This window comes from Kosakonia sp. PSU_27 (genome assembly GCF_039409795.1).
Taxonomy (GTDB): Bacteria; Pseudomonadota; Gammaproteobacteria; order Enterobacterales; family Enterobacteriaceae; genus Kosakonia.
This window is the reverse complement of the sequence record NZ_JBCIVK010000002.1, coordinates 56,140-72,688: the sequence shown is the minus strand read 5'-3', so window position 1 is coordinate 72,688 and position 16,549 is coordinate 56,140. Positions and strand designations below refer to the sequence as shown.

Sequence of the window (16,549 nt, the reverse complement as noted above, 5' to 3'; positions counted from 1 at the left end):
TTAGCATAACGTGGCGATAATCACGCGATCGGCATTAAAATATGCGGTCACTTCGCTCTGCTCCTGCAAATTATCCATCTCTTGCGTCGGCACGGTGGCGCAGAGCAACTGGCCGTCAGGCAGCGTCATCAGCACCTCACTTTGCTGCTCGCCGCGCTCAATATGGCTGATGCGCCCGGTAAGCTGGTTATCGGCCTGCGCTGCGCGTTTGGCATCCTGCGTAATGCTCACCCACGGCGCTTTCAGCAGCACCAGCACCTCTTTGCCTTCGTCGAGGCCCAGGCGTTCGCCGCTTTGCGCGGTAATAGCGACTTTGAGGCGGGTTTCACCGTCTGCCAGCAGCACGTCGACATGTTGCTGCACGTGGTCGTGGTCGCGCGCGGTAATAGTGCCAAACCACTGATTGCGGGCGCTGGTCTGCAACGAGAAACGCGAAATCGCCGCCAGCAGGCTGTTTAAAGGCAGGGCGTCATCATCACTCAGCACGTCAAACGCTTTTTGCTGGATTTGCGCCAGCAGATCGTAAAGCTCAATCAAACGCTGCCCGTAGCGCGTCACCACCGCGCCGCCACCGCCTTTGCCGCCGGTCGCGCGGTCAACCAGCGTCTGTTCGCTGAGTTGGTTCATCTCATTAATGGCATCCCAGGCGCTTTTATAACTGATACCGGCGTTCTTCGCGCCCTGGCTGATGGAGCCGGTTTCAACAATCTGCTTGAGCAGAGAAATACGGCGCGGATCGGCAAAAAGGCGCTGCTGGAGTTTGAGTGTGAGGAGAATTTCAGCCTGCATTACGCAATGTCCTGGCAAAAGAACTATTGTGAAGCAAAACCGTCACTACGCCTAGCCTGATGCCGGTGAATGCGCATAACGCTGCGAGGCCAATCGCACAAAAGGCGAGTGTTTATCACCTGAATCAGGCTAGAATGCCTCGTTCACAATTTCTGGAGACGACTATGTTTGAGTTGTTGAAAAGCCTGGTGTTTGCCGTCGTCATGGTGCCTGTCGTGATGGCGATTATCCTGGGGCTGATTTATGGTCTGGGTGAAGTGTTTAACGTGTTTTCTGGCGTCGGTCGCCGCGACCAAAGCCGTCAGCAACGCTGATCCTCTCTTGCAAACGCCCGCTTTCGCGGGCGTTTATCTGTCAGATATTCAAGATCTCGTTACTTCCTGCCGATATATTTATATAGGTTGCTAATTCTTGATGGGTATTACCTAACCGCCGGGAAACTCTGGTAATATCGTTATGTTTCTACGTATATAACGACACTCACAGGAGTTCCAGATGGCACGTACATGGTTACGCCTTTTTGCCGCGGCGACATTAACGCTCTCCGTTGCCGGGCATGCGCTGGCGGATGAAGGTAAAATTACCGTTTTTGCAGCGGCATCACTGACCAACGCAATGCAGGATATTGCGGCGGCCTATAAAAAAGAGAAAAACGTTGAGGTGGTCTCCTCGTTTGCTTCTTCTTCTACTCTTGCGCGCCAGATTGAAGCGGGAGCGCCAGCGGATCTGTTCATTTCAGCCGATCAGAAATGGATGGATTACGCGGTAGATAAAAAAGCTATCGATACCGCAACCCGCGCAACACTGCTCGGTAACAGCCTGGTGGTTGTGGCACCCAAAAACAGTGCGCAGGGCGATATCGTTATTAATGCTAAAACCGACTGGAACAGTCTGCTGAAAGGCGGGCGTCTGGCCGTTGGCGACCCGGAACATGTTCCGGCGGGGATTTATGCCAAAGAAGCGTTGACCAAACTGGGCGCATGGGAAACCCTGTCGCCGAAGCTGGCTCCGGCGGAAGATGTGCGCGGTGCGCTGGCGCTGGTGGAGCGCAGCGAAGCGCCGCTTGGCATTGTCTACGGCTCGGACGCGGTTGCCAGTAAAGGGGTGAAAGTGGTCGGGACCTTCCCGGAAGATTCACACCAAAAAGTTGAGTACCCGCTGGCTATTATCGACGGCCATAAAAACGCGACGGTAACGGCGTTTTATGACTATCTGAAAGGCCCGCAGGCTTCTGAAATCTTTAAACGTTACGGATTTACTACGCACTAATGATATTGACGGATCCCGAATGGCAGGCGGTATTGCTGAGCCTGAAAGTCTCATCCCTGGCAGTGGTTTTCAGTTTGCCGTTAGGGATCTTTTTTGCCTGGCTGCTGGTACGCTGCACATTTCCGGGCAAAGCGCTGCTCGACAGTGTGCTGCACCTGCCGCTGGTGCTGCCGCCGGTGGTGGTGGGGTATTTATTGCTGGTGGCGATGGGGCGGCGCGGTTTCATTGGTCAGTGGTTGTATGACTGGTTTGGTATCACCTTTGCCTTTAGCTGGCGCGGCGCGGTGCTGGCCGCAGCGGTGATGTCGTTCCCGCTGATGGTGCGCGCTATCCGTCTGGCGCTGGAGGGCGTAGATACCAAACTGGAGCAGGCAGCCCGCACGTTAGGTGCCGGACGCTGGCGCGTTTTTCTCACCATCACGTTACCGCTTACTTTGCCGGGGATTATCGTCGGCACGGTTCTGGCCTTTGCCCGTTCACTGGGTGAATTTGGCGCGACGATCACCTTTGTTTCCAATATTCCGGGCGAAACCCGCACTATTCCCTCTGCAATGTACACCCTGATTCAGACGCCCGGCGGTGAAGGCGCGGCGGCGCGGTTATGTATTATCTCGATAATGCTGGCACTGGTTTCGCTGTTGGTTTCCGAATGGCTGGCCCGCATTAGCCGCGAAAGGACAGGGGGGTAAGTCATGCTGGAACTCAATTTCACCCAGACACTGGGTACGCATCGCTTACATATTGCTGAAACGCTGCCCGCCAGCGGCATCACCGCGATTTTTGGCGTTTCGGGCGCCGGGAAAACCTCGTTGATCAACGCGATTGGCGGCCTGACACACCCACAGCAAGGGCGGATAGCGCTGAATAGTCGCGTGCTGTTTGATACCGAAAGCAAAATTTGCCTGCCCCCGGAGAAGCGGCGTGTCGGCTATGTTTTCCAGGACGCGCGGCTGTTTCCTCATTACAAAGTGCGCGGCAACCTGCGTTACGGTATGGCCAAATCTATGGCTGGTCAGTTCGACAAACTGGTGGCGTTACTCGGTATTGAACCGTTGCTGGATCGTTTACCCGGTGGGCTTTCCGGCGGCGAAAAGCAGCGTGTGGCGATTGGCCGTGCGCTGTTAACCGCGCCGGAATTGCTGCTGTTGGATGAACCGCTGGCGTCGCTGGATATTCCTCGTAAGCGCGAGCTGCTGCCGTACCTGCAACGGCTGGCGCGGGAGATCAATATTCCGATGCTGTACGTCAGCCACTCCCTGGATGAAATCCTGCATCTGGCAGATAAAGTGATGGTGCTGGAGGCGGGAGAAGTAAAAGCCTTCGGCAGTCTGGAGGATGTCTGGGGCAGCCGCGTGATGAACCCGTGGTTACCGGCGGAGCAGCAAAGTAGCGTGTTGAAAGTGGTGGTGCTGGAGCACCATCCGCACTATGCGATGACGGCGCTGGCGCTTGGTGATCAGCATATTTGGGTTAACAAGGTCGACCTTCCGCTGCAAAGCGCGCTGCGGATCCGTATTCAGGCGACAGATGTTTCGCTGGTGCTGCAGCCGCCGATGAATACCAGTATCCGTAATATTCTGCGTGCGAAAGTGGCGCAATGTTTTGATATCGACGGCCAGGTGGAAGTGCAACTGGAAGTAGGCAGCCGCACCCTGTGGGCGCGCATCAGTCCGTGGGCCAGAGATGAGCTGGCCGTGAAGCCGGGTCAGTGGTTATATGCGCAAATCAAAAGCGTGTCGATAACCGCGTGATCGCCGGATGCGCCGCCTGCGATGCATTGTGGGCGGTCATCAGCCCGCGCCCGGTATTAGCCCCTGACGCAGGGGCATAAGCTTTTCACCCGGCGAATCGGGCGGGGGTTTACAGCAGTTCTTTGTAGATAAATTGCGCAATGCTGTCGACGGTGTTGTCGCCAATCACCACGTTAGCATGGGCTTTTACCGCGTCATCGGCATTGCCCATCGCCACGCCGACACCAGCGGCTTCCAGCATGCTGATATCGTTATAGTTATCACCAAACGCCACCACGTCCTTCATCGATAGCCCCTGTGACGCCACCCATTCGCTCAGACGTTTGCCTTTGCTGTTGCCCGCGCGGGCGATATCGACCTGATCATGCCATGACCATTCGCACTCCAGCCCCAGCGTTTGCTCCACGCGGTGGGCAAAATTTTTCAGTTTCTGCGTGTCGGTATCGGTGAGCGCGAATTTCCAGATAGCCTCTACCTCCTGTGCCGCTGTGCGCAGGGAAGCCACTTGCCGGAAGACCGGGCGCTGCTCTGGCGGCAACTGTTGCGCCCAGGTGTTGGTGCGCTCAACATGGCCGGTTGGCTTTTCATACAGCATGGCGTTGTCGACGTACATCAGACCGTGAACTGCGTGCTCAGCAAGCAGTGTGATCAACTGCTGCGCCTGTAAAACCGGCAACGGATCGGCGCTTAACACTTTTTTTGCATGATAATCATACAAATAAGTGCCATTACAACAAATTGCAGGTGTATCCAGCGCCAGTGCCTGATAAAAAGGGTGGATGGCAACATGATGCCGACCTGTCACGATAATCAGTTGATGACCGGCGGCTTTTGCGCGAGCCAGCGCTTCAAGGGATGAGGGCAGAAGCGTTTTTTTCGGGGTCAGTAGCGTACCGTCTAAATCCAGTGCAATCACGCGCGAAGTCATATCGTATTCCGTGGTCGATGTTGAAATTCAAATGTCCGGGGATGGTACACCGGGTCACCGGCTGCGCAAAATCTCCGGGTAAAATTCAGCATCAACCAACAAAAGCAGCTATCCTGGTAACTTAATGCAAAAAAGAATTAGAGGAGAGGAGCGTTCATGAAACAAACCGTTTATACCGCCAGCCCGGAAAGCCAGCAGATCCACGTATGGCGCCTGAACTCTGAAGGTAGCCTGACGCTTGTCCAGGTGGTGGATGTGCCCGGCCAGGTGCAGCCGATGGTTGTCAGCCCGGATAAACGTTACCTCTATGTCGGGGTTCGCCCTGAATTTCGCGTTATCGCGTATCGTATCGCGCCGGATGATGGCGCCCTGACTTTCGCGGCGGAATCGCCGCTGCCGGGCAGCCCGACGCATATCTCAACCGATCGCAGCGGGCGCCTCCTGTTCAGCGCGTCCTACAACGCGGGCAGTGTGAGCGTCGTCCGTCTGGACGATGGCCTGCCGACCGGGACGGTTGACGTGGTGGAAGGGCTGGAAGGGTGCCACTCGGCGAATATCTCCCCGGACAACCGCACTCTGTGGACACCGGCACTGAAACAGGATCGCATCTGCCTGTTTACGCTGGCCGATGACGGCAATCTGACGGCGCAGGAGCCAGCGGAGGTCACCACCGTTGAGGGCGCTGGCCCGCGTCATATGGTGTTTCATCCGAACCAGCGTTTTGCCTACTGCGTCAATGAACTCAACGGTTCAGTCGATGTCTGGCAGCTCAGCGATGCGCACGGCAACATCGAGTGTGTGCAGACGCTGGATATGATGCCTGCGGATTTCAGCGACACGCGCTGGGCGGCGGATATTCATATCACGCCGGATGGTCGCCATCTTTATACCTGCGACCGTACCGCCAGCATTATCACCGTGTTCAGCGTTTCGGAAGATGGTAGCGTGCTGGCGATCGAAGGCTTCCAGCCAACGGAAACGCAGCCGCGCGGCTTCAATATTGATAATCGCGGTCAATACCTGATTGCCGCCGGGCAGAAATCGCACCACATTGCGGTGTACGAGATCAGCGGCGAGCAAGGGTTGCTGACCGAGAAATCCCGTTATGCGGTAGGTCAGGGGCCAATGTGGGTGGTGGTTAACGCGTTCTGATGCTGCATGTCGCGCATAAAAAAACCTCGCCACGGCGAGGTTTTTTCTTATCAGGAGCGGCTTATTTCTTCGGCATCGCCACAACCTGGCTACCAACGCCGCGGTTGTTGAACTCCCACATGCGGTTGAACTGCGGGTTGTTCAGCTCGCGCTGCACGTTGCCTTTATCGTCAACGGTTCCGGTGTTACCGGCATAAGCACGGCCGGAAACAGCGGCATCGGCCCACGGTTTCGCCACGTTAAAGCCTTCGTTGATTACGCTATCGCGGATCACCACCTGGCCGTTGGTGTTGCCATCAACATCCAGTGAACGGCCGAGCTGCGCCACACCGTTACCGGCGGCGTTAAAGCGGCTGTTGACGGCGAGGAAACCGTAATACAGGTTAGACAGGGTGGCTGGTGCGAACACATAACCTTCCTGCTGGGTGCGCGAGTTCACTACGCGGAAGTCGGTGTTATCAAACACCACCGCGCCGCGACCGGCCACGATATCGACATCGCCTTCAAGATAGCTGTTGGTCACCAGCGTACGGGTCTGGCGATCGGTACGCAGGGTGTTATCCACGCCGCTGTTGGTAACAAAGAAGGTGTTCTGGCGACCCAGAATATTGACGTTGTTGATCTGCACTTTATCGCCATCGCTGCGCAGCGCCACCGCCTGGTGGTTACCCGCGTCAACGCTGTCACCCAGCGTATTTTCAATGGTCAGGTTTTGCAGTTGCAGGCCGTTATTCTGTGACCAGAAGACCGCAGAACACATTACGCCGACAGTTGCGGTACGTTTGCTCTGGCAGTTATCGAACATATACCACGCCGGTTTGCCCGGCATGTATTTGCCCGACGGATTGACCAGACGACGCCAGCTGTTCGGGTCCATTTCGGCATCAATAGCCTGTTTGATTTTCACATCCAGCGCTTTCTCGCCGGTACCGTAAATGGTCACGCTGCCGGACGCGGCAGGCACATAAACCGTACCTTCATATTCACCTGGCATCACCGCGATGTACTGACGATCGCTGGCGTGTTTGTTGATTGCCGCGTCTACCGCTGCCTGAATGGTGGTATGTGTCACACCCGGCGTACCGGCCGGGCCGACCACGAAGTTCGCTTTTTCCGGCAGACGGATGGCGACCGGTTTCCATGCCGCGTTATCCGGCGTCATGGCGGTAAAATAGCGGTCCGCTACAAAGTTTTTCGCTTCACCTGCGCTGAGGATCGGGCGCGCGGCGGTGCCAGGCGCTTTCTGTTCAGACGGACGTTCCGCCGGCGGGGTTGAGCTACAGGCGGTCAGTGTCACGCCAAAAGCGAGCGCCAGCGCCAGACGGGAAACCGATGATGTGTTCAAGGGGAGCTCCAGACTATGCAAAAGTTGAAAGAGGACTTCAAAGCCTGCTTTTTTATACTAAGTTGAGCGAAACGGGAAGCCGATTTGTACAATCGGCTGTAAATCCCTTCTTTTTAGCTAAAAAGGGCAGTAATTGAGGCGCTGGATAGCGTATGGAAATGGACGTTAAAACCGACCATCGCGCCGCTGGCATTTTCATCGACCTCAATGCGCTCTACGTCCAGCGCATAGACGGTAAAGATATAACGGTGCGTTTCGCCTTTCGGCGGTGCGGCGCCGCCGTAACCGGCTTTGCCGAAATCGGTGCGTGTCTGCACTGCGCCATCCGGCAATGCCGCCAGACCGGAACCGGCGCCTTGCGGCAGCACGCGCGTATCGGCGGGAAGGTTCGCCACCACCCAGTGCCACCAGCCGGAGCCGGTCGGTGCATCCGGATCGTAGCAGGTCACAACAAAACTTTTTGTGCCGGCAGGAACCTCATCCCACGCCAGATGCGGGGAGATATTGTCGCCGTCGTAGCCCATACCGTTGAACACCTGGCGATGCGGCAGCTTTTCGCCGTCGCGTAAATCATGGCTGACCAACTTCATATGCACTCCTTCTGCTTTTCATGCGTGCCGGGAAGTGTAGCCGATCCCCGGCAAAACCTCAGGCAAAAAGGTCATCGCGCAGCACGGCGGCATTGACGGCGCGGGTCAGACGGGAGAGCTGCTCCGGGGTGATGATATATGGCGGCATCAGGTAGATAAGCCGGCCAAACGGGCGTACCCATACGCCTTGTTCAACAAAGAAGCGTTGTAGCGCCGCCATATTAACTGGCGAACGGGTTTCCACCACGCCGATGGCTCCCAGCACTCGCACATCGGCGACATTGGCCGCTTCGCGCGCGGGTGCCAGCTCCGCGTTTAACTGCGCTTCAATCGCCGACACCTGAGCTTGCCATGCACCTTGTTGCAATATGGTCAGGCTGGCGTTGGCTGCCGCGCAGGCCAGCGGGTTGCCCATAAACGTTGGCCCGTGCATAAAGCAGCCTGCTTCACCGTTGCTGATGGTCTCTGCCACGTTGCGGGTGGTGAGCGTTGCCGAAAGCGTCATTGTGCCGCCGGTCAGCGCTTTGCCAAGGCACAGAATGTCCGGAGCGATCCCGGCATGTTCGCAGGCAAACAGCTTGCCGGTGCGACCAAAACCGGTGGCGATTTCATCGGCAATCAACAGAATGCCTTCCCGGTCGCACATCTTGCGCACTCGCTTAAGCCACTCCGGGTGATAGATACGCATGCCGCCCGCGCCCTGAACAATAGGTTCGAGGATCACTGCTGCTATTTCGTGGCGATGCGCCGCCATCAGGCGTGCGAAGGCCACCATGTCACGCTCGTCCCATTCGCCGTCAAAGCGGCTTTGCGGCGCGGGCGCAAACAGGTTTTCCGGCAAATAGCCTTTCCACAGGCTGTGCATGGAGTTATCCGGATCGCAGACCGACATCGCGCCAAACGTGTCGCCGTGATAGCCGTTACGGAAGGTGAGAAAACGCTGTCGCGGCTCGCCTTTCGCCTGCCAGTATTGCAGCGCCATCTTCATTGCCACTTCGACCGCCACGGAGCCGGAGTCGGCCAGAAAGACGCACTCCAGCGCTTCCGGCGTCATCGCCACCAGCTTGCGGCACAGGTCAATCGCTGGCGGGTGAGTGATGCCGCCAAACATCACGTGGGATACCGCGTCGATTTGCGCTTTCATCGCCGCGTTAATCACCGGGTGCCCGTAGCCGTGAATTGCCGCCCACCAGGAGGACATGCCGTCAATCAGATGTTCGCCGCTGCTGAGTATCAGCTCGCAACCTTGTGCAGACTGCACCGGATAAACCGGCAGCGGGGAGGTCATGGAGGTGTAAGGGTGCCAGATATGTCGCGTGTCAAAGGCGAGATCGTCCAGGGTCATAATCGACTTGTAAACCAAATTAAAAAGTTTTAGGTTTACGAGTCTACACCGAATAACGATTTTACAACACCCTTTGGAGATGCCCGATGGCTCACCACGCACGCTGGACAATGTCACAAGTGACCGCGCTGTTTGAAAAACCCCTCCTTGAACTGCTGTTTGAAGCGCAGCAGGTTCACCGCCAGCATTTCGATCCGCGCCAGGTTCAGGTCAGCACTTTGCTGTCGATTAAAACCGGTGCCTGCCCGGAAGATTGCAAATACTGCCCGCAGAGCGCGCGGTATAAAACCGGGCTGGAGTCCGAACGGTTAATGGAAGTTGAACAGGTGCTGGAATCCGCCCGCCAGGCGAAACGCGCGGGATCGACGCGTTTCTGCATGGGCGCGGCGTGGAAAAACCCGCACGATCGCGATATGCCCTACCTCGAAAAAATGGTCGAAGGGGTAAAAGCGCTGGGGCTGGAAGCCTGCATGACACTCGGCACGCTCAACGAAAATCAGGCGCAACGCCTGGCTTCAGCGGGTCTGGATTACTATAACCACAACCTTGATACCTCGCCGGAGTTTTACGGCAATATCATCACCACGCGCACCTATCAGGAGCGCCTCGATACGCTGGATAAAGTGCGCGACGCGGGCATCAAAGTTTGCTCCGGCGGCATTGTTGGTCTTGGTGAAACGGTCAACGATCGCGCCGGTCTGTTATTGCAACTGGCGAACCTGCCAACACCGCCGGAAAGCGTGCCGATCAATATGCTGGTCAAAGTAAAAGGGACGCCGCTGGCGGATAACGAGGACGTCGACGCCTTTGATTTTATCCGCACCATTGCGGTTGCGCGCATCATGATGCCGACCTCGCATGTGCGTCTTTCTGCCGGACGCGAGCAGATGAACGAGCAGACTCAGGCGATGTGCTTTATGGCCGGGGCGAACTCCATTTTCTACGGCTGCAAACTGCTTACCACGCCGAACCCGGAAGAGGATAAAGATCTGCAACTGTTCCGTAAGCTCGGCCTGAACCCGCAGCAGACGGCGGTGCTGAACGGCGACAACGAGCAACAGCAGCAGCTTGAGCAACAGTTGTTACACGCCGATACCGACCAGTATTACAACGCGGCAGCCGTATGAGCTGGCAACAGCGTATTGATGCCGCTCTGGATGAGCGTCGCGCGGCAGATGCGCTGCGCACAAGGCGTGCCGTCTCGCAGGGCGCGGGGCGCTGGCTCACACTTGACGAGCAGCGCTTTTGCAACTTCTCCAGTAATGATTACCTCGGTTTAAGCCAACATCCTGCCGTGATCCGCGCCTGGCAACAGGGCGCGGAACGTTATGGCGTGGGTAGCGGTGGCTCCGGTCATGTCAGCGGCTACACCACCGCGCACCGGGAACTGGAGGAGGCGCTGGCCGACTGGCTTGGTTACTCGCGCGCGTTGCTGTTTATCTCTGGTTTTGCCGCTAATCAGGCGGTCATTGCTGCGCTGACGGGCAAAGAGGACAGGATTGTCGCTGACAAATTAAGCCACGCATCACTGCTGGAAGCCGCCAGCCACAGCCCGGCGCAGCTGCGGCGTTTCGCGCATAACGATATCGGGCAACTGACCACGCTGCTGGCAAAACCGCTTGCCGGGCAGCAACTGGTGGTGACCGAGGGCGTCTTCAGCATGGATGGCGACAGCGCACCGCTGATGGCGGTTGCTGATGCCACGCGGGAAGCGCGGGCCTGGTTGATGGTGGATGATGCCCACGGCATTGGCGTGGTGGGCGAGCAGGGGCGCGGCAGTTGTCACCTGCAGGGCATCAAGCCGCACGTGCTGGTGGTGACCTTCGGCAAAGGCTTTGGCGTCAGTGGTGCGGCGGTGTTGTGCAGTGACACGGTGGCGGATTACCTGCTGCAATTTGCCCGCCACCTGATTTACAGCACCTCGATGCCCCCCGCACAGGCGGTGGCGCTTGGCGCGGCATTGCAGGTTATTCGTAGCGACGAGGGGAATGCGCGGCGTGAAAAACTGGCGGCGCTAATTGCCCATTTTCGTCACAGTGTGGCACACGAATCCGTCACGATGACGGATTCCACCAGCGCAATCCAGCCACTGATTGTGGGTGAAAATAGACGCACATTGCGGCTGGCTGAACGCTTGCGTCAGCGCGGCTGTTGGGTGACAGCGATTCGCCCGCCCACCGTACCGCCGGGCACAGCGCGGTTACGCCTGACGCTGACGGCAGAGCACCAGTTCGATGATATCGACCGTTTGCTGGAGGCTTTGCATGACGGTGAATAAACAGGCGGTCGCCGCTGCTTTTGGCCGCGCGGCACACAGTTATACTCAGCACGACGAATTGCAGCGCCGGAGCGCCGATCTGCTGTTATCTAAGTTGGGCGCTGTCACGCCTGCTCAGGTGCTGGACGCCGGTTGTGGGCCCGGCGCAATGAGCCGCTACTGGCGCGGGCAGGGCGGTGAGGTAACGGCGTTGGATCTCTCGGCGAATATGCTCGATGAGGCGCGCCGTCAGCACAGCGCGCAGCGCTATGTCAGAGGCGATATTGAGGCCATGCCGCTGGCGGATGCGCAATTTTCACTGGTCTGGAGCAACCTGGCGGTGCAGTGGTGTGATGATTTGCGCCAGGCTGTCGGGGAGTTGTATCGCGTGACTCAACCCGGCGGTTGTGTTGCTTTTACGACACTGGTCGCGGCATCACTGCTGGAGCTGAACCAGGCGTGGCGCGCGATTGACGACCATCCGCACGCCAACCGTTTTTTAACCTTGCCAGCCATCGGGCAGGCTTTGTGTGGCTGGCGGCTGCGCAGTGGCGTCGAGACGATAACCTTGCATTTTGACGATGCCACTGCGGCGCTGCGTTCGCTAAAAGGTATTGGCGCAACACATTTACATGCGGGCAGGCAGCAGGGGCTGACACGTGGCAAACTGCAACGCTTGCAGCTGGCCTGGCCGCAACAGCAGGGCAAATGCCCGCTGACTTACCATCTTTTTTGGGGAGTGATCGCCCGTGATTGAACGCTATTTTGTGACCGGTACGGATACGGAAGTCGGGAAAACTGTCGCCAGCTGCGCGCTTTTGCAGGCGGCAAATCTGCGTGGTTTACGCAGCGCGGGTTATAAACCGGTGGCTTCCGGGAGTGAGATGACCGCAGACGGGTTACGCAACAGCGATGCGCTGGCGCTGCAACACCACAGCAGCCTGCCGATGGCGTATAAGACCGTCAATCCGTATACCTTCGCAGAACCCACATCACCGCATATTGTGAGTGCCGATGTGGGTGAACCCATTGATGCGCAGGTGATGTCCGCCGGGCTGCGCGCGCTGGAAACACAGGCGGAGTGGCTATTGGTGGAAGGGGCGGGGGGCTGGTTTACGCCGCTTTCAGAGACGCTCACTTTCGCCGACTGGGTGGTGCAGGAGCAGTTGCCGGTGATTCTGGTCGTTGGCGTAAAACTTGGCTGTATCAACCATGCCATGTTAACCGCACAAGCGGTGCGTCAGGCGGGGTTACGGCTGGCGGGCTGGATTGCTAACGATGTGGTGCAGCCGGGCAGGCGACACCCGGAGTATCTGGCAACGCTTCGGCGCGTGATGCAGGCTCCGCTGATTGGCGAAATTCCCTGGTTTGCCCACGCACCGGAAAAAGAAAAAACGGGTCATTATCTTGATCTCAGTGTCCTGACTCCGGTGTCATCCACTTTGAGAGCAGTGGATCATCAAGCAGTTTAACGTCGCCCTGTGCGACATTGCGCCCGCGGTGCAGCAGGCAGAAACGGTCGGCGACCCGGCGAATAAATGATAAGTGCTGTTCAGCCAGCAAAATGGTCATGCCAAACTCCTGGTTGAGCCGTACGATCAAATTGCCCAGTTTATGAATAAAAGCCTGCCCCAGACCGCGCGTTGGCTCATCCAGGATCAACAGCCGTGGGTGCGTAACCAGCGCCCGCGCCATCGCCAGTTGTTGCTGGTTATCTTCTGACAACTCCGCGCCACGTACCTGGCGCAGCTCATACAGTTCAGGGAACAAATCGTAAATATCCCGCCGCACTGCGCTGCCCGGTTCACTGCCGGCGCGCATCGCGACATGCAGATTTTCCTCAATGGTGAGTTGCGAAAAAATCCGCCTGTCCTGCGGCACATAGCTGATGCCGATGGCGCTGCGGTGTTCGGCTTGCAAAGAGAGCAAGTCGCGCGGCGGTGCGCCCGCTTCCTGCCAAATCATGCTGCCGCTTTCAATGGGTAAATAGCCGGTGATGCAATTCACCAGTGTCGTCTTGCCCATGCCTGGCAACCCAATAACTGATGTGCAGACCCCGGGGGATAAATCGAGGTCGACATTCCACAATGTATGCTGATTACCGTAATACTGGTTTACTGCCCGTAAGCTCAACATTGTCCGCTCCTTGTTTCGGCTCTGATGACTTTGATGATTCTGCAAAAGGCTTGCCAGAACATAAAAAAGGCTTTTTTTTCGGATGCCGCTGAGAAAAGTGGCTTTTAAAACGTGAGGAGGGAAGAAGCCAGGTAAAAATTCTGCACTTTGCCAGTGCTTGCAGTGTTGAGTTGTGGTGCAGCAATGGCTGGATCTGTGAGAACGATCTCATGCGGATCCTGCGTTTCGTTTGCCGATAATTATCAAAAAGAAAAGATAAAAAATTTTTAGCGGCGCCCGCCTGGGACAAAATGGGATTTGGCGGGAAGGCGAGGTATCCGGCCTGGCGGCAGTTATCCACTATTCCTGTGGATAACCTTGTGTATTAGAGTTAGAAAACACGCGGCAAGCGAGAGAGGACGCGGGTTGCGCCTGAATTGGTGTTAAACACGTCTTTTTAAGATTATTTTTAATAATCAAAAGGTTATATAAAAGCAATGCCTGTAAGAAAAGTGTCACCCGCTGCCACAAAACTTTCAAAGGCTCGCTTGACAAATGTTAAAAGAGGAAAAATTTTGGGGATAACCTGAAAGGGTTAGTATTTTATCTTGTCCGCGCTGAAATTTGAGGGGAGAAGCGGTGCCCTAACGGGGAGTAGTATAGATTGTCTGTTTCGCTACTGTTTTTTCATCCAGTGTTATTTATTGGCAAAAGTGAATAGGGTGAGTAAAATGTGTTACCTGCCCGCTCATTCCTTCATCAGGTAGCCGTTCATGAGTAAACCGTTCAAACTGAATTCCGCTTTTCGTCCTTCCGGCGATCAGCCTGAAGCTATCCGCCGCCTCAAGGAAGGTCTGGAAGACGGCCTGGCGCACCAGACGCTGCTCGGGGTGACGGGTTCAGGGAAGACATTCACCGTCGCCAATGTGATTGCCGATCTCCAGCGCCCGACAATGGTGCTGGCACCGAACAAAACGCTGGCCGCGCAGCTGTATGGTGAAATGAAAGAGTTCTTCCCGGAGAACGCGGTCGAGTATTTCGTCTCTTACTACGACTACTACCAGCCGGAAGCGTATGTGCCAAGTTCTGACACTTTTATCGAAAAAGATGCCTCGGTGAACGAGCATATCGAGCAGATGCGTCTGTCAGCGACGAAGGCGCTGCTGGAGCGTCGCGATGTGATTGTGGTGGCCTCTGTTTCCGCCATCTACGGTCTGGGCGATCCGGATCTCTACCTGAAAATGATGCTGCATCTGACTAAGGGCATGATCATCGATCAACGCGCGATCCTGCGTCGTCTGGCGGAGCTGCAATATACCCGCAACGATCAGGCGTTCCAGCGCGGCACTTTCCGCGTGCGCGGCGAAGTTATCGATGTCTTCCCGGCGGAATCTGACGATCTGGCGCTGCGTATCGAATTATTCGATGAAGAAGTTGAGCGCCTGTCGCTGTTCGATCCGCTGACCGGCCATATTGAGTCGGGCATCCAGCGCTTCACCATCTACCCAAAAACGCACTATGTGACGCCGCGCGAGCGGATCGTGCAGGCGATGGAGGAGATCAAAGTTGAACTGGCGGAACGTCGTAAGACGCTGCTGGAAAACAATAAACTGCTGGAAGAGCAGCGGCTCAGCCAGCGTACGCAGTTCGATCTGGAGATGATGAACGAGTTGGGCTACTGCTCGGGGATTGAAAACTACTCGCGCTATCTTTCCGGGCGCGGGCCGGGCGAGCCGCCGCCGACGCTGTTCGACTACCTGCCAGCCGATGGTCTGCTGGTAATCGATGAATCCCACGTGACCATTCCACAGATCGGCGGGATGTATCGCGGCGACCGCGCGCGTAAAGAGACGCTGGTGGAGTACGGTTTCCGCCTGCCGTCGGCGCTGGATAACCGACCGTTAAAATTTGAAGAGTTTGAAGCGCTGGCACCGCAGTCAATTTATGTTTCGGCGACGCCGGGCAATTACGAGCTGGAGAAATCGGGCAGCGAAGTGATTGATCAGGTGGTGCGCCCGACGGGGCTGCTCGATCCGGTAATTGAAGTGCGTCCGGTGGCGACTCAGGTGGATGATTTGCTCTCTGAAATTCGCCAGCGCGCCGCGATTAACGAACGTGTTCTGGTGACGACGCTGACCAAACGCATGGCGGAAGATCTCACCGAATACCTGGAAGAGCATGGCGAGCGGGTGCGTTATCTGCACTCGGATATCGACACCGTTGAACGTATGGAGATTATTCGCGATTTGCGCCTTGGCGAGTTCGATGTGCTGGTCGGCATCAACTTGCTGCGTGAGGGGCTGGATATGCCGGAAGTCTCGCTGGTGGCGATTCTGGACGCCGACAAAGAGGGCTTCCTGCGTTCTGAGCGCTCACTTATCCAGACGATTGGCCGTGCCGCACGTAACATCAACGGTAAAGCGATTCTGTATGGCGACAAGATCACACCGTCGATGGCGAAAGCGATTGGCGAAACCGAGCGTCGTCGTGAGAAACAGCAGCGCTATAACGAAGAACACGGTATTACGCCACAGGGTCTGAACAAGAAAGTGGTGGATATTCTGGCGCTTGGCGAAGGGCTGGCGAAGACGCGTGCGAAAGGGCGTGGTAAAACGCGCACGCCTGCGCAGGTGGAAGCGGCTGAACTGGCGCTCTCCCCGAAAGCGCTGCAGCAGAAAATCCACGAACTGGAAGGTCAGATGATGCAGCATGCGCAAAATCTGGAGTTCGAAGAAGCGGCGAAAGTACGCGACCAGTTGCACCAGTTGCGCGATCTGTTTATTGCCGCATCCTGAAATCCGTGCGATGACATGACAGCACAAAATAACAAAAAAGAGAGCCTGTCCGGGCTCTCTTAATGTTGGCTTAACCTACGCCTGACACACTGCCCACCGGTATTCTGGAGGGCAATCTGATGCAACAATTTAAGGTTCGTGAGTTTTTCGCTGTCGCTTTCGCGCTGGCGTTAGTGATTGTTTTTGCCCGTCTGTGGGTGCTGACCTACTGAT

General features: G+C 56.6%; 17 protein-coding genes. 10 read left to right on the top strand and 7 right to left on the bottom strand.

Annotation, left to right across the window (positions count from 1 at the left end; all coding sequences use genetic code 11):
- A complete protein-coding gene (gene modE / locus AAIG26_RS04100; RefSeq protein WP_313626730.1) occupies positions 1-789 on the bottom strand; it encodes a molybdenum-dependent transcriptional regulator in 789 nt (262 codons plus the stop codon).
- Between the two features lie 164 nt (positions 790-953).
- Between modE and AAIG26_RS04095 the strand changes: the two genes are divergently transcribed.
- The 4 genes from AAIG26_RS04095 to modC all read left to right on the top strand — a co-directional run bounded on the left by AAIG26_RS04095 (position 954) and on the right by modC (position 3,809).
- Complete coding sequence (locus AAIG26_RS04095) at positions 954-1,103, top strand: AcrZ family multidrug efflux pump-associated protein (protein WP_017455971.1); 150 nt, start codon at positions 954-956, stop codon at positions 1,101-1,103.
- A gap of 181 nt (positions 1,104-1,284) precedes the next feature.
- Positions 1,285-2,058 (top strand): molybdate ABC transporter substrate-binding protein, encoded by a 774-nt coding sequence (gene modA, locus AAIG26_RS04090; protein ID WP_313626728.1) that lies wholly within the window; start codon positions 1,285-1,287, stop codon positions 2,056-2,058.
- Positions 2,058-2,747: a molybdate ABC transporter permease subunit gene (gene modB / locus AAIG26_RS04085; protein WP_343180038.1), complete on the top strand. Its 690-nt coding sequence runs from the start codon at positions 2,058-2,060 to the stop codon at positions 2,745-2,747. Before modA ends, modB begins: the two co-directional genes overlap by 1 nt.
- Before the next feature lie 3 nt (positions 2,748-2,750).
- On the top strand, positions 2,751-3,809 hold the full coding sequence (modC, locus tag AAIG26_RS04080; RefSeq protein WP_343180036.1) for a molybdenum ABC transporter ATP-binding protein ModC: 1,059 nt from the start codon (positions 2,751-2,753) through the stop codon (positions 3,807-3,809).
- A gap of 109 nt (positions 3,810-3,918) precedes the next feature.
- On the opposite strand, the gene AAIG26_RS04075 is transcribed toward modC, so the two are convergent.
- On the bottom strand, positions 3,919-4,737 hold the full coding sequence (locus AAIG26_RS04075; RefSeq protein WP_343180034.1) for a pyridoxal phosphatase: 819 nt from the start codon (positions 4,735-4,737) through the stop codon (positions 3,919-3,921).
- A 156-nt stretch (positions 4,738-4,893) separates the two neighbouring features.
- Here AAIG26_RS04075 and pgl point away from each other — a divergent pair, with 156 nt between their 5' ends.
- Positions 4,894-5,889 carry a 6-phosphogluconolactonase gene (gene pgl, locus AAIG26_RS04070; protein ID WP_343180032.1) on the top strand — a complete coding sequence of 332 codons (996 nt, stop codon included), beginning with the start codon at positions 4,894-4,896 and terminating at the stop codon, positions 5,887-5,889.
- Between the two features lie 61 nt (positions 5,890-5,950).
- On the opposite strand, the gene AAIG26_RS04065 is transcribed toward pgl, so the two are convergent.
- From AAIG26_RS04065 to bioA, 3 genes are all read right to left on the bottom strand, one after another.
- Positions 5,951-7,234, bottom strand: a complete 1,284-nt coding sequence (locus tag AAIG26_RS04065; protein WP_065368965.1) for a putative acyl-CoA thioester hydrolase — start codon at positions 7,232-7,234, stop codon at positions 5,951-5,953.
- Between the two features lie 113 nt (positions 7,235-7,347).
- The gene (locus tag AAIG26_RS04060) at positions 7,348-7,824 is read right to left on the bottom strand and encodes a kinase inhibitor (protein ID WP_045514006.1); all 477 of its coding nucleotides are present in this window, start codon (positions 7,822-7,824) and stop codon (positions 7,348-7,350) included.
- 58 nt (positions 7,825-7,882) lie between these two features.
- Positions 7,883-9,169, bottom strand: a complete 1,287-nt coding sequence (bioA, locus tag AAIG26_RS04055) for an adenosylmethionine--8-amino-7-oxononanoate transaminase (protein WP_343180030.1) — start codon at positions 9,167-9,169, stop codon at positions 7,883-7,885.
- Between the two features lie 86 nt (positions 9,170-9,255).
- On the opposite strand from bioA, the gene bioB reads away from it, so the two are divergent.
- The 4 genes from bioB to bioD are packed head-to-tail and all read left to right on the top strand — an operon-like array spanning position 9,256 to position 12,898.
- Positions 9,256-10,296, top strand: coding sequence for a biotin synthase BioB (gene bioB, locus AAIG26_RS04050; RefSeq protein WP_045514012.1), 1,041 nt, complete (start codon positions 9,256-9,258; stop codon positions 10,294-10,296).
- Positions 10,293-11,447: an 8-amino-7-oxononanoate synthase gene (bioF, locus tag AAIG26_RS04045; protein WP_343180029.1), complete on the top strand. Its 1,155-nt coding sequence runs from the start codon at positions 10,293-10,295 to the stop codon at positions 11,445-11,447. The genes bioB and bioF overlap by 4 nt, the downstream gene beginning before the upstream one ends.
- Positions 11,434-12,183, top strand: coding sequence for a malonyl-ACP O-methyltransferase BioC (gene bioC / locus AAIG26_RS04040; RefSeq protein ID WP_343180027.1), 750 nt, complete (start codon positions 11,434-11,436; stop codon positions 12,181-12,183). Before bioF ends, bioC begins: the two co-directional genes overlap by 14 nt.
- Positions 12,176-12,898, top strand: a complete 723-nt coding sequence (bioD, locus tag AAIG26_RS04035) for a dethiobiotin synthase (protein ID WP_020457092.1) — start codon at positions 12,176-12,178, stop codon at positions 12,896-12,898. Before bioC ends, bioD begins: the two co-directional genes overlap by 8 nt.
- Here the strand turns inward: bioD and AAIG26_RS04030 are convergent.
- Both AAIG26_RS04030 and AAIG26_RS04025 read right to left on the bottom strand, forming a co-directional pair.
- Positions 12,840-13,562, bottom strand: a complete 723-nt coding sequence (locus AAIG26_RS04030) for an ATP-binding cassette domain-containing protein (RefSeq protein WP_044489598.1) — start codon at positions 13,560-13,562, stop codon at positions 12,840-12,842. The genes bioD and AAIG26_RS04030 overlap by 59 nt on opposite strands.
- Positions 13,525-13,902: a hypothetical protein gene (locus AAIG26_RS04025; RefSeq protein WP_160270908.1), complete on the bottom strand. Its 378-nt coding sequence runs from the start codon at positions 13,900-13,902 to the stop codon at positions 13,525-13,527. Before AAIG26_RS04025 ends, AAIG26_RS04030 begins: the two co-directional genes overlap by 38 nt.
- Before the next feature lie 412 nt (positions 13,903-14,314).
- Here AAIG26_RS04025 and uvrB point away from each other — a divergent pair, with 412 nt between their 5' ends.
- Entirely contained in the window at positions 14,315-16,336 is a 2,022-nt protein-coding gene (gene uvrB, locus AAIG26_RS04020) for an excinuclease ABC subunit UvrB (RefSeq protein ID WP_020457094.1), read from the top strand.
- Positions 16,337-16,549: the final 213 nt, after the last annotated feature.

Excerpts from the sequence above, each read along its gene's own strand:
- bioB (WP_045514012.1), top strand. The coding sequence starts at position 9,256 with ATGGCTCACCACGCACGCTGGACAATGTCACAAGTGACCGCGCTGTTT.
- modE (WP_313626730.1), bottom strand. The coding sequence starts at position 789 with ATGCAGGCTGAAATTCTCCTCACACTCAAACTCCAGCAGCGCCTTTTT.
- bioF (WP_343180029.1), top strand. The coding sequence starts at position 10,293 with ATGAGCTGGCAACAGCGTATTGATGCCGCTCTGGATGAGCGTCGCGCG.
- pgl (WP_343180032.1), top strand. The coding sequence starts at position 4,894 with ATGAAACAAACCGTTTATACCGCCAGCCCGGAAAGCCAGCAGATCCAC.
- AAIG26_RS04095 (WP_017455971.1), top strand. The coding sequence starts at position 954 with ATGTTTGAGTTGTTGAAAAGCCTGGTGTTTGCCGTCGTCATGGTGCCT.
- modA (WP_313626728.1), top strand. The coding sequence starts at position 1,285 with ATGGCACGTACATGGTTACGCCTTTTTGCCGCGGCGACATTAACGCTC.
- bioA (WP_343180030.1), bottom strand. The coding sequence starts at position 9,169 with ATGACCCTGGACGATCTCGCCTTTGACACGCGACATATCTGGCACCCT.
- modC (WP_343180036.1), top strand. The coding sequence starts at position 2,751 with ATGCTGGAACTCAATTTCACCCAGACACTGGGTACGCATCGCTTACAT.
- uvrB (WP_020457094.1), top strand. The coding sequence starts at position 14,315 with ATGAGTAAACCGTTCAAACTGAATTCCGCTTTTCGTCCTTCCGGCGAT.
- bioC (WP_343180027.1), top strand. The coding sequence starts at position 11,434 with ATGACGGTGAATAAACAGGCGGTCGCCGCTGCTTTTGGCCGCGCGGCA.
- modB (WP_343180038.1), top strand. The coding sequence starts at position 2,058 with ATGATATTGACGGATCCCGAATGGCAGGCGGTATTGCTGAGCCTGAAA.
- AAIG26_RS04060 (WP_045514006.1), bottom strand. The coding sequence starts at position 7,824 with ATGAAGTTGGTCAGCCATGATTTACGCGACGGCGAAAAGCTGCCGCAT.
- AAIG26_RS04075 (WP_343180034.1), bottom strand. The coding sequence starts at position 4,737 with ATGACTTCGCGCGTGATTGCACTGGATTTAGACGGTACGCTACTGACC.
- AAIG26_RS04030 (WP_044489598.1), bottom strand. The coding sequence starts at position 13,562 with ATGTTGAGCTTACGGGCAGTAAACCAGTATTACGGTAATCAGCATACA.